General features: G+C 54.1%; 12 protein-coding genes and 1 pseudogene. 6 read left to right on the forward strand and 7 right to left on the reverse strand.

Annotated features, from left to right (window positions below; genetic code table 11):
* Positions 1-2: 2 nt before the first annotated feature.
* Positions 3-1,289, reverse strand: coding sequence for a dicarboxylate/amino acid:cation symporter (locus ACW9IR_RS00635; protein ID WP_110718693.1), 1,287 nt, complete (start codon positions 1,287-1,289; stop codon positions 3-5).
* 229 nt (positions 1,290-1,518) lie between these two features.
* Here ACW9IR_RS00635 and ACW9IR_RS00640 point away from each other — a divergent pair, with 229 nt between their 5' ends.
* From ACW9IR_RS00640 to ACW9IR_RS00650, 3 genes are all read left to right on the forward strand, one after another.
* Positions 1,519-2,448: a LysR substrate-binding domain-containing protein gene (locus tag ACW9IR_RS00640; protein ID WP_102899785.1), complete on the forward strand. Its 930-nt coding sequence runs from the start codon at positions 1,519-1,521 to the stop codon at positions 2,446-2,448.
* A gap of 175 nt (positions 2,449-2,623) precedes the next feature.
* Positions 2,624-3,493 (forward strand): isocitrate lyase/PEP mutase family protein, encoded by an 870-nt coding sequence (locus ACW9IR_RS00645; RefSeq protein WP_102899786.1) that lies wholly within the window; start codon positions 2,624-2,626, stop codon positions 3,491-3,493.
* Between the two features lie 303 nt (positions 3,494-3,796).
* Positions 3,797-4,312, forward strand: coding sequence for a cupin domain-containing protein (locus ACW9IR_RS00650; RefSeq protein WP_258014136.1), 516 nt, complete (start codon positions 3,797-3,799; stop codon positions 4,310-4,312).
* A gap of 91 nt (positions 4,313-4,403) precedes the next feature.
* Here the strand turns inward: ACW9IR_RS00650 and ACW9IR_RS00655 are convergent, their stop codons facing one another.
* Positions 4,404-4,784, reverse strand: coding sequence for a winged helix-turn-helix transcriptional regulator (locus ACW9IR_RS00655; protein ID WP_090455787.1), 381 nt, complete (start codon positions 4,782-4,784; stop codon positions 4,404-4,406).
* Positions 4,785-4,880: 96 nt separating this feature from the next.
* On the opposite strand from ACW9IR_RS00655, the gene ACW9IR_RS00660 reads away from it, so the two are divergent.
* Both ACW9IR_RS00660 and ACW9IR_RS00665 read left to right on the forward strand, forming a co-directional pair.
* Entirely contained in the window at positions 4,881-5,288 is a 408-nt protein-coding gene (locus tag ACW9IR_RS00660; RefSeq protein ID WP_102899788.1) for a DoxX family protein, read from the forward strand.
* A 12-nt stretch (positions 5,289-5,300) separates the two neighbouring features.
* Positions 5,301-6,044, forward strand: a complete 744-nt coding sequence (locus ACW9IR_RS00665; protein WP_102899789.1) for an SDR family NAD(P)-dependent oxidoreductase — start codon at positions 5,301-5,303, stop codon at positions 6,042-6,044.
* A gap of 704 nt (positions 6,045-6,748) precedes the next feature.
* On the opposite strand, the gene ACW9IR_RS00670 is transcribed toward ACW9IR_RS00665, so the two are convergent.
* The 4 genes from ACW9IR_RS00670 to ACW9IR_RS00685 form a co-directional block, all read right to left on the reverse strand.
* The gene (locus tag ACW9IR_RS00670; RefSeq protein WP_457461141.1) at positions 6,749-7,258 is read right to left on the reverse strand and encodes a cupin domain-containing protein; all 510 of its coding nucleotides are present in this window, start codon (positions 7,256-7,258) and stop codon (positions 6,749-6,751) included.
* Positions 7,259-7,522: 264 nt separating this feature from the next.
* The gene (locus ACW9IR_RS00675; RefSeq protein ID WP_150729188.1) at positions 7,523-7,918 is read right to left on the reverse strand and encodes a DUF1330 domain-containing protein; all 396 of its coding nucleotides are present in this window, start codon (positions 7,916-7,918) and stop codon (positions 7,523-7,525) included.
* A gap of 60 nt (positions 7,919-7,978) precedes the next feature.
* Positions 7,979-8,365, reverse strand: coding sequence for a putative quinol monooxygenase (locus tag ACW9IR_RS00680; RefSeq protein ID WP_457461144.1), 387 nt, complete (start codon positions 8,363-8,365; stop codon positions 7,979-7,981).
* A 15-nt stretch (positions 8,366-8,380) separates the two neighbouring features.
* Positions 8,381-10,759: a membrane-bound PQQ-dependent dehydrogenase, glucose/quinate/shikimate family gene (locus tag ACW9IR_RS00685; protein ID WP_457461146.1), complete on the reverse strand. Its 2,379-nt coding sequence runs from the start codon at positions 10,757-10,759 to the stop codon at positions 8,381-8,383.
* Positions 10,760-11,152: 393 nt separating this feature from the next.
* Here ACW9IR_RS00685 and ACW9IR_RS00690 point away from each other — a divergent pair, with 393 nt between their 5' ends.
* On the forward strand, positions 11,153-11,644 hold the full coding sequence (locus ACW9IR_RS00690) for a (R)-mandelonitrile lyase (protein WP_457461148.1): 492 nt from the start codon (positions 11,153-11,155) through the stop codon (positions 11,642-11,644).
* Positions 11,645-11,650: 6 nt separating this feature from the next.
* Here ACW9IR_RS00690 and ACW9IR_RS00695 read toward each other — a convergent pair.
* Positions 11,651-12,157: pseudogene (locus ACW9IR_RS00695) on the reverse strand (LysR substrate-binding domain-containing protein); the annotation flags it as partial.
* Positions 12,158-12,161: the final 4 nt, after the last annotated feature.

Genomic DNA, 12,161 nt, shown 5'->3' on the forward strand with positions numbered 1-12,161 from the left:
TCTCAAGCGCTGGCTACAGTTTGGGTAGGGATTGCAGATGCGTTTTCGGGCTCGTCTTCAGCCTCTTCATGTGCCTCTGATTTGGCAACCACTGCAGTTGCAATGCTATTGCCAACCACGTTGGTGGCAGTTCTGGCCATGTCGAGGAATTGATCAATGCCGAGGATCAGCAAAATGCCTGCTTCGGGAAGGTTGAACATGGGTAACGTCGCCGCCACCACAACCACCGATGCTCGCGCTACACCTGCCATCCCCTTGCTGGTGATCATCAGCGTCAGAAGGATTAGCAGTTGCTGTGTGAAGCTCAGGTCGACGTTGTAGGCTTGGGCAATGAACATGATGGCGAATGCTTGATACATCATTGAACCATCAAGGTTGAATGAGTAGCCCAGCGGTAGAACGAAGCTGGAAACGCGTTTTGGCGCACCAAATTTCTCTAGTGCCTCCATGGTTTTGGGATATGCAGACTCGCTACTGGCAGTAGAAAACGCTAACAGAACAGGTTCGCGAATCAGCTTACCCAATGTAAATACCGAGCGGCCCAAGAACAGGTAGCCAGCACCGAACAACACACACCACAGAATCACAATGCCCAGGTAGAACTCGGCAATTAGCTTGCCGTAATCAACAATCAATCCGAGGCCTTGAGTGGTGATAGCTGATGCGATGGCTGCAAATACACCGATGGGCGCGAAGGCCATGACAAAGTCCGTGACCTTGAACATCACCTTGGCCAGTTCTTCGATGCCATCGACTATCGTTGTGTAACCTGCTCGCTTCACACCCGCCAAGGCAAAACCGAAGAACAACGAGAAGACCACGATTTGCAGGATTTCGTTGTTGGCCATTGCTTCAGCGATGCTGCGTGGAAACACGTGGCTGATGAAAACCTTGAGGCTGAAATCCCCGGTGTTTACAACGGGACTCGCCGCGTGCTGGACGACCCCCATGTTCAGTCCTGCGCCAGGCTGAAACAGGTTCACCAGGCCCATGCCGATTGCCAGCGAGATCACCGAAGCGGTGACGAACCAGACCATGGCTCTTAGGCCAATGCGGCCAACGGAGCGAGAGTTTCCCATGCTGGCAATTCCGCCGACCAAGGTGGCGAATACCAGAGGAGCGATGATCATCTTGATCATGCGTAAAAAGATGTCAGTGACCATCGAGAAGTAAGACGCTATCTCTTTGGCGTTTTGTTCGCTCCCTGCGAAGTGATGGCACGCCCAACCGACAAGCACGCCTAAGGCGATGCCAATTGCGATCCGACGCGGAAGTTTATTTTTCTTCACGGAGCTATCCTCAAGTGGTTTTTTTGCTTTTTTTACTTGGCAGGAGACAAGTCTCATTCGGTCGAAGCTCTTCGGCCTCGCTTCTACGATTTCGATTCTATGGTCGGGTTTGCAGGGGCATGATGAGTAATCCCGATAGGCTCATGCGTTTTTGGAATAGTTTTCGAAATCGCTGCTTTGCGCTGACTCCGGGGCCGTAAACTGCTCACTCGGGACATGAGGTGTGGTTATGCAAATCAAATGGCTGGATGATCTTTTAGCGGTCGCGGAGTGGAAGAATTTCTCTCGGGCTGCCGAGGTTCGCTGTGTGACCCAGTCGGCGTTGTCGAGGCGCATAAAGTCGCTTGAAGAGTGGGTGGGCGCAGAGTTGGTGGATCGTGGTACCTATCCTGTCCAACTGACTCCAGCTGGTCGCACATTTTGTGAGGAAAGCCGCGAAGCATTGGCGGGACTAATGAGGTTGCGTTCGAGTCTGCGGGAGGTAGAGCGGATGCCAGGGCGCTCCATTCAGGTGACCGCCGGGCACAGCTTGTCGATGACATTTTTACCGAAGTGGCTAACTCAGTTTCAGCAGCACAATGAACAGTTTAATGCGCGAGTCGTCGCCGCGAACATTCATGACGCGGTCATCGCGTTGGAGGAAGGGGGGTGCGATCTGATGATCGTCTATCACCACCCTTTGGCGCCCATACTTCTAGATCCAGCAAAGTTCGGCAGCCTGACGTTGGGACATGACGCCTTCATTCCATTGTGCGCACCAGACAAGAAAGGGCATCCGCTGTATCGCTTGCCTGGCACGTCAACCAAACCTGTTCCACACCTGGCCTACACGGCCACCACTTTCTTAGGACGCGTTGCAGACATCGTCATCAAAAATGGGCCATCTGTGAGCGTGTTGGAGCGCTGCTATGAAGCAGACATGGCGATGCTTTTGATGCGAATGGCGATAGAGGGATACGGCGTTGCATGGTTGCCACAGAGCGCTGTAATTGACGAGCTTCAGCGAGGTCAGTTGGTGAAAGCGGGTGGTGATGAATGGAGTACACGACTGGAGATACGTTCCTACTGCTCCATAACTAATGAGAATCCTACGATGCGCAGCTTATGGAAAACACTCGAAGGCGCCTCCCGCGATCTTCATGGAAAAGCAGCCAGTTGATCGAAGCTCCAAGGTTCGAATCACGTGAAATCGTACCCTCAAGCAATGGTAATGACATCTGCGCATCGAACCATTCTGAAACGTCATCACCCTCAATTTTCTGCGTGATAGTCTCGTCGCACTTTTGAATTGGCACTGATCGTTCCCACGATGAAGGCCATAGTGAGGAGCGATCGTGCCCAGAGTTTCCCATCAAGCATTACGCCGTTCATTTCGCGTGCTGCTGGCGTCCGGTAACTGTTTTCAGACGGCTTCTGTCTTTGATCCGATGTCAGCACGCATTGCCGCCGACCTCGGATTTGAAGTGGGCATTCTGGGTGGGTCAGTTGCATCACTGCAGGTTTTAGCCGCGCCAGACTTCGCACTGATTACCTTGACTGAATTTGTCGAGCAGGCGGCCAGGATAGGCCGTGTGGCGCAGTTGCCTGTCATCGCTGATGCTGATCACGGTTATGGGAATGCACTCAACGTCATGCGAACTGTTCAGGAGTTGGAGCGTGCAGGGGTGGCCGCGCTCACGATTGAGGACACTCTTCTTCCGGCTCAATTTGGCTGTAGATCAACAGACCTCATTAGCACTAATGAGGGGGTAGGGAAAATTCGGGCAGCACTAGAAGCACGCGTCGATCCGGAGCTTTCGATTATTGCTCGAACTAACGCATCAGCTTTATCGGTGCAGGAGGTCGCTCACCGTATGCGTGCTTATGAACAAGCTGGCGCGGACGGAATTTGTATCGTTGGCATACAAGATGTTGCCCATCTTGAGCAGGTCGCAGAGTACATCTCTATTCCATTAATGTTGGTCACCTACGGAAACCCAAAACTCAACGATAACGAACGGCTAGCGAAGCTAGGAGTGCGGATCATCGTTGCAGGTCATAGCGCATATTTCGCGTCCATCAAGGCTACCTACGACTGCCTTCGTGAACAACGCCAGCTCACTCGCAGCACATCAAACTTAAGCGCAACCGAGCTGGCCTATACCTACACATTGCCGGAAACATATTTGAATTGGGCCAGGGACTTCATGGATGTTCAGGAGTGATGAAAATCTCCTGATCAGCTCCTGTTGCTCTGCCGACAAGTTTCCTCCTGCTTGAATCCGCAGGCATGATTTGCGTGCCGAGAAGAGCACTCGCACTCATGCGGTTTGGTCACCCTCAGTTGCGTATTCAGCAGTTTGCTTCCGGAGCGATCCGGGAGCTTTTTTCTTTTCAAATAAGCGCTCGAAGCCCTGAGTGTTTCTGCCTGCTCGATAATGGGTACGGCAGATGACTTTAACTGCTAGCGAGCGTTGTCATGCTCCGGAGATCTAGCAATGTTCGGCTCACAAGCAGGAGCTGTTGCTATGCAAATTCTGATGCTTGAGCACAATGGCTGGATTCCCAACAATCCGAACCTACCTGTACTCGTATACCTCAACGCAATCGCAAGTCAGCACATCGATTTGGCTTCACAGTTTGAGGCAGCTTTCAGCACTAATGGCTGGCCTCTGCAATGGCGTAACGGGGTATACGGTTATCATCATTATCATGCTGAAGGGCACGAGGTGCTTGGCATCGCCAATGGCCACGCTCGATTGATGCTGGGCGGCCCTGATGGCTTTGTAATCCAAGCCAGGGCCGGTGATGCATTGTTGCTACCCGCAGGCACAGGTCTGTGCAACTTGAGCTCCAGCGACGACTTTCTGGTGGTCTCCGCTTGCCCGGCGGCACAGCACGCGGACATCTGTCGCGCGGCACCAAGCAAGTCGCAACTGGTGAAGATTGACGAACTGCCGTTTCCAGATCTAGACCCGGTGCAAGGCGCACATGGCCCCTTACGTAAATATTGGAAGTGCTTGCCGTGTAGAGGGACGAGGTAGATTGACCAGGGCAGGTAACGCAGTATTGGTCGCGATTTGCGCATACCTGCTTCAGAGCGATTCGAAGATCAATCGGGCGAGACACTCAGGCTCAACCGCTTTTAGGTTTACGACCCCGCGAGCTTGGTTTCATCGGTACGCTTTTACCATACTCACTCCACCATAACGCGAGTGCCTCCATCGTTGGCCCTAGCGCACGGGCTTTTGCCGTCATCTCATATTCGACGCGTGGGGGGACTTCTGCGAAGACTGTTCGCGATACCAGGCCATCGTTTTCAAGTTCACGAAGCTGTGCTGTCAGCATGTGCTGAGTGATACCGCTGATCGCTTTACGCAGTTCTCCGAAGCGATAGATTCGCTGGTTCAACAACCACATGATTTCCAGCTTCCACTTGCCTGAGAGGAGCGCGAATGCACGGCGCATTTCCTCATGCATGTTGATCTGATCGTCATCAATAGTCTGGTTTTCCATACTAAGCACCACTTTTTCATCCTACTTGTAGCTTTTCATATTAGGCGACATCGTAGACCTAAGTCGACGCATCAATGCCTGCTTAGGAAAAGTCTCATGATTGAAATCTACATTTACTGGATCAGCACAACACTTCTGTCGTTGTTGTATTTGGCTTCGGCGACGATGTACCTGGTCAAAAGGGAATGGGTTCGTCAAGCACTCGCCGACCTTGGATATCCCGCCACCCTGATGCCGCTGCTCATTGCGGTGAAGATCCTGGCCGTGGTTGCCATCCTTCTACGCATTAACGTCTCGCTTAGTGATCTCGCCTACGCCGGCATGCTTTATCACCTACTGCTCTCAGCGTTCGCGCATTTAAATGTCCGCAAGCCTAGCGGAGCCTTACCGGCGGCTATCTGTCTCGCGCTGCTGATCACTTCTTTTGTCACCCAAAATGCCGCTCGTGACGTGCCGTCACCTTACGTACAAGTAGCTGCGGCTCATTCATTAACCTCTAAATAACTGGAGATCGTAATGTCCCGACTAAACGGAAAAGTAGCCATTGTCATCGGAGCCGGTCGTGGTATTGGTCGCGCTACCGCAGAGCTCTTTGCAAAAGAAGGTGCAAAGGTCGCCGTTGTTTCAAGGACGGCTGAGAATGTGGCCGGTGTTGTCGCTGAGATCCAGGCTGCGGGCGGTACCGCCCTCGGGGTAGTCTGCGATGTGTCCGACCCGAGTCAGATCAGTGTCGCCGTGGAAAAGGTCGTGGTTGAATATGGGCGCATCGATATTCTTGTGAATAATGCCTTTGACCCTTCAGTGGTCTCATCCTCCGTTCTCGACTTGTCGACCGAGCAGCTGCAACGCAATTTGGAGATGGGGCCGATTGCCTATCTACGGACGATGCAAGCCTGCTACCCACATCTCAAAGCCAGTGGGGAAGGGCGTGTCATTAACTTTGCATCGCTGGCAGGTGTGATTGGCTTGCAAGGTTATGCACCGTACAACATGGCGAAGGAGGCAGTCCGTGCTCTTACTCGCTCGGCAGCAAGGGAGTGGGGCGCTGACAACATTACTGTTAACAACGTCATGCCGGTCGCTGACACTTGGGGGGTTGATGCCAGTACGCCCGCGCCAACCAACGCACTTAACCGTTATGGATCACCTGAGGAGGATATTGCGCCGGTCGTACTGTTCCTCGCCAGCAGGGATGCACAATTCCTGACCGGTTACAGCCTTACCCCGGACGGAGGTCAAATCATCGATAGCGCTCGATAACAGTTACCTCAAATACGATTGCCATTGCTCAAGTGACTCGTCCCCAGCAAGATCCACAGTTGATTCTGATGACCTTGTATTGGCCCGGGCCAGAATACTTGAGACTGCGATTGGGATCGAACATAGCTCGTGATACGAAATGGCGTCCGCAAGCGCAGCGGTAGCACCATAGTTTCCCTTCGACAAATAATCGACCTGGCGACCTACATGGAGTCGGCTGACCGATTCATTTAGACGCCAATTATCGCTTGAGTGGTTCTGTTTGGATCAGGAATGGTTTGCCTCGTGTGTCTGCTTCTGTAGATGCGATAAAAGGGCGTCTCTCAGATCGAACAGTGCCTCGCGCAGTCGCCGATCTTCACGAGTATCGCCAGTATCCGGTTCGAATGTTTGCGCACTGTGAGCCAGTTGCAACCGCGAGCAATCACCGGTTTCAACTGTCGGCTGGCTCAGCCAATGATCGGCTTTTTCTTTTCAGGCCAAGAGTCTTGGTCATTTTTAAAGGCATTGAGAGGGGGATGCGTATGCGGTAAGCGCATTTTACTGGTGACAACTGTCGTTGTATGAATCAATTGACATTGATTTAACATAATATACATTACACGCAACAAGATATTACGAGACCAGCCCGGTTGCACCGTAGATTTCAACCTACAGAGTCGCCCTGAATCCGATCCACAGCTTTTCCTTGAATTCGACGGCGCTCAACCCTCATCACGCGTCAGCTTTTCAATCAGCGTTCGATGCTGTGGGAATTGCTGCGTGAGTTTCTGCCTATTACCCAGTTCCATATCGGCAAAATCAAATCCTGGAGAAACGGCTTCGCTGATCAGCCCAAATCCGTTTTCGCCTTCGAGCAACCGCGAAGCTTTCCATAGTCCACCCGGTACGTGTAATTGCAAAAGTTGTCCTGCCAGAATGTCAGTGCCCATCACCAATGTCTGCAATGAGCCGTCAGCATGAATCAGGCTGTACTCAATGGCGTCGCCCAGGTGGAAATAATGCAGGATGTCGGATCGATTGAAATGAAACTGGCCCACCGGTGATTGCTGATCCAGCAGATAGTAAATCGAGGTCATCAGATACCGTGGGCCGCTGGAGGTTTTGAGTGGGTCGCGATGATCGGCCTGATAGGTTCTACGGAAATAGCCACCTTCGAGGTGAGGCTGTAGATCCAACGATTTAATAATGTCTCCAGCTTTGGTTTCACGCATGATCACGGTCTCTTCTCCGTCAAATATGATGCCATTTTACGTTAACTCGACTAAACGACCATTTAGTGTAGTTAAACGTGAGCCGCAAGCTTTCTAGTAAATATAGGGCCACGCTCGCGCCACTGCTTTTGAAATTATCTACGCCGGTGGTATCGCCAGGCAATCATGACGGAGTCGCCCTACCCTCAACGCAAAACCTCCCCCCGATCGGCTTCTTCGTGGACACCTTTTTTCAATTACTGCCGGACCAAGGCAACTCAGTGACTATTGCGCCGGTACTCCCTCGATCAAGTAGACATCCGTCTTGGCTGAACGCTGGCGGACTTTCCTCAGTTCGGTGTACTGCGCAGAGTTGTACCAAGCCTGGGCTTTCTCTACGCTCGCAAACTCGATGACAACACGGCGTCGCTTCGGCGCTTCACCCTCAAGCGAAATGGTCTTCCCGCCACGCACGATGAAATGTCCGCCATAGGGTTTGAAGGTTGATTCAACCTGAGCACTGTAAGGCTTCATCCCCTCCGGATCGGTCACCTCAAACTCGGCAACATAGTAGGCCGGTGGTGCTGCCGCGTGGTCGTCCGAAGCCATCACGCGACAACTGCCCGCCGCAAAAAACGCCAGTCCCGCCATTGCAATTGCCATCACCTTTAAATTTTTCATCACTTTGCTCCATTGAAAAACCAGCTTGCCCAGCGCACAAATCTCTTTCGAACTAGCCGGTTACGGGCCAGGCCGAGGGCTAAGCTCGATTGGCGTGGTTTCAATCAAGCGCTTCGACACAATCATCGACTGGGTTGTGGCAGCGTACTTTTTGAAGTGCGGGGATTCGATATGGCTTCGGTATGCCGAATCGCTGGCGTAGATTTCGAAGAAATGAAACCAGTTCGGGCGGTCGACTTCGGCGACGGCATAGATTGATATGACACCCGACTCTGTTCGAGTCGACTCTGTGATCTCTTCCTTGACTGCGGCTTGATAGGCCGCAACCTGTGCAGGATCGATTTCGAGTTGCGCGATGCGCACCACCAAGCCATTTTCCCCGGCGGCCAGGGCTTGTCCTGCCAGTAATCCAGCCAATGCCACCACTCCTAGTAAACGTTTACCCATCAGGTTTCCCCCTCTTCACTGCGGCGGCGCATACGCCACCACGTAGTCACCCTTCTGCGTCGTGGCTGAATTACCGCCAGCGCTGACGACTAAATATTGTCGGCCACTTTTTGGCGAAACGTACGTCATCGGTGTTGCCTCGGCCCCGACAGGCAACCGCCCTTTCCACAGTTCTTTGCCGCTACGAACATCAAAAGCGCGGATGTAAAAGTCCTGTGCTGCGGCGATGAACACCAAACCACTGGACGTGGTAATGGGCCCGCCGCGAGTGGGCATGCCGATTGGCATAGGCAGGTGAGTGGCGATTCCGAGTGGGCCAGTTTGCTCGGTCGTTCCCAACGGTATAGACCAGGCGACCTTGCGCGTCGCCAGATCAATTGCACTGATCGTGCCGTATGGAGGTTCTTGGCACGGAATGCCCAAGGGCGACAGAAAACGCCCCATCTCGATACCCCACGGTGTACCCGCTTGAGGAGCGTTGCCCTCATGGCCGTCACCTGTTGTGCCGGCTTCATCATAGGCTTTTCGGGGAATCATCCGGCTCCACGTGGCAACCCTGGTGTCATTGACGATCATGTAACCCAGATTCTCGGCAACGGAAACAGAACCCCAATTCATACCGCCCAACCAGCTCGGATACTGGAGGGTCAGACGCTCACTGGGTGGAGTGAATTCACCCTCATAGCGTGCCTTGCGGAAGTCGATCCTGCAGATCAGTTGATCTAGAGGTGTCAGCCCCCACATGCGTTTTTCGCTGAGGGGTTCTGTACCCATGGCCGGCATTCCCACCGAATACGGTTGTGTTGGCGACAGCCGATCATCTGCGACGCCTCCTTGCGGAACCTGGCGCTCTTCGACTTGAGCGATCGGCGTGCCGCTACGTCGATCCAGCATGAAGATCTGGCCGCGCTTGGTAGTTTGAATCAACGCCGGTAGCGTTCCCCCCTGACCGTCCGGCACGTCATACAGCGCTGGCTGCGACGGCACATCGTAATCCCAAAGGTCATGATGCACTGTCTGGAAGTGCCAACGCTCACGGCCAGTGGCGATATCCAGCGCTACGATTGATGAAGAGTAACGATCATCCGCCGCAGTCCTGTGGCCGCCCCAAAAGTCGGGCGTGGCGTTACCGGTTGGAAGGTAGATCAAACCCAGTTCATCGTCGAAAGCCGGAGTCGACCAGACATTGGGCGTTCCCGCTGTGTAGCTCTGGCCTTCTGGTGGTTCACGCAGGATGGCTGGATTACCCAAATCCCACGCCCAAATGAGCTTGCCCGTATGGACGTCAAAGGCACGAACGACACCCGAGGGCTCACCCGTTTTCTGGTTATCCCACACCAGGCCGCCAACCACGATCAGGTTGCGCACGACGGTTGGAGCTGCTGTCGGAAAATAGAGGTCCTGATCAGCGCTGCCCATACCGCCGCGCAAACTAACGCTGCCGTGATCACCGAAATCGTCGCAGGACTTTCCCGTTTGCGCGTCGACGGCAACAATTCGAGCGTCGACGGTCGTTGAAATGATCCGGCGCGAGCAGGCTGTTACGGGTATCTGAACGTCAGCGGTTGAAACCTCGGTCGTTGCATCGTGATAACCCACTCCACGGCAGCGCGGATACACGTTGTTAGCCTGTACATTCGGGTTGTGGTGCCAGATCTCTTTTCCCGTATCAGCGTCCAGGGCGAATAACTGGCTCGACTGCGTACAGCCATAAAGCACACCGTTAACGTGAAGCGGTGTGACAACATGCCCTTCCCTGCCCTGCGGAATCTCTCCGGTGCGGTACGTCCAAGCCACTTTCAAATCGGATACGTTGCGCGGGTTGATCTGGTCCAGCGCAGCGTGACGCGTACCTGACGGGGTGCGCCCGAAATAACGCCAATCCGCAGCAGGTTCGACAGTGCCCACCGCCTTACCAGCAACAGGTGGTGAGGATCCTTCTGCTGTCTGAATCGGTTGCGGTTGCAGGGCTGCATAAAACGTAGCACTCAAGGCCACAGCCACCACTGCGGCGCCTGCGTAAGCGATCTTGCTGATAAAGGATTTGCCGCCATTACGCAGCCACGGCATTGCCAGCAATACAAACAGCGCTAACACTGCCAGCGCTACCAGGCGGGAAAAAAGCGGCCAGAACGCCAATCCGACATCCCATAAAGACCAGACTACCGAAGCAAGGAAAACCAGAACAAAAACGACTGCACCCCAAGCTCGACGGCGAACCAATTGCACACCTGCGAGCGTCATGCCAAGGCCCGCAAGCGCGAAGTACCAAGAGCCGCCCAAGGTAATGAGGTAGCTGCCACCCGCGAACATGCATAGCCCAGCGAGCAGAATGATGATGCCCAGCGCAATCACCGTCATCGCTCTTGCTTTGGATGGATTCGATTCTGACATGTAGCTCTTCCTTTGATGGACGGGTGGGCGTCAGGCATGGATCGCAAAGGCCGCGCTGCCAGTGGTTCAAGCATTGATTCCCAGCTGCATATTCCAATGCCGCACTTTTGGTCAACCCAATCACACCATGCTTGACGGGGTGTGTGCGCAGGGGCCACCCACGCTAATCAAGGAGGAAGAAGATGAATATGGGGCAAATCCGGGATGTTCTGATGAGTGATACTCAGCAATCCAGGTAGCGACTGCGCTAGAGGACTCGAGTCAGTAGGAGCAGGCACACAGCCGGACTAATGAGAGATATTCATCGCTTCATGTCGGTTTTGCCGTGTAGTCCTCAGGTGGGTCTTGGAATAGTTTGTCAGCTCTATTGCATATCCTGCAGGAGCTTGCCTCATGAGAACACTCGTCACCGCCTCGATGCTGACTGCCACGATCCTGTCCGACGCCTCTGCGCACGCAGCGGATCTTCCTAAGGATCAAGCCATGAGCATTGTCAGGAATGGCGACCAAGCCTCACTGATGGGGGCTCCAGGTAATTTCGTCGGCAACGCAAGGATCGACCCTCTTTTCGCTGCGCGTGAACCCTCTACTGTTTCTGCAGGTGCGGTGACCTTCCAGCCGGGGGCTCGGTCTGCTTGGCACACACATCCCAAAGGCCAGGCGCTTGTCGTCACCGCCGGCGTGGGTTGGATTCAGCAAGTGGGCGGTGAAAAAACCGTGATAAAGCCAGGCGATGTGATCTGGACCCCACCCGGCGTTAAACACTGGCACGGGGCGACCGCGACCACGGGTATGACCCATATCGCGATCCAAGAGGCCGTGGATGGCAAGAATGTCGTATGGATGGAGCAGGTCAGCGAAGCGCAATATGAGGCATCGCGATGAGGCCTCTCATGGCTCATCAAGGGGCTGCAGTTCGCGGATGAGGTCGATCAACAGACGCAGGCCCATCGGTAACTGCCGGTGACTTGAGTAGTACATGTGGAAACCAGGTGCAATGCTGGCCCAATCATCAAGAACTGTCGTGACATACCCGCTCGCGACAAGCGGCGCCATGGCCGGCTCTGGGGCATACATCAAGCCGGCCCCCTGCCTGGCCAAAGACAGACCGACACGGGTTTCGTCGATGGTGATCAACCCGGGAACCGCAATCGAAACGGCTTCCTCGCCCTTCTCGAACTCCCAGTTGTACATACAGCCGTTGCCCAAGCGAATGCGTAAACAACGATGCTTGAGCAAATCCTGCGGATGCTCTGGAACACCAAAGCGCTTCAGGTATTGCGGAGCGCCGGCGACGACCCAGCGTATGTCCGGAGACAAACGTTGCGCGATCATGTCCTCCGGCACAGTGCCGCCGTAGCGTATACCTGCGTCATGGCCACCGCCGATGATATCGACGATC

The organism is Pseudomonas sp. SDT291_1_S447, assembly GCF_054070155.1.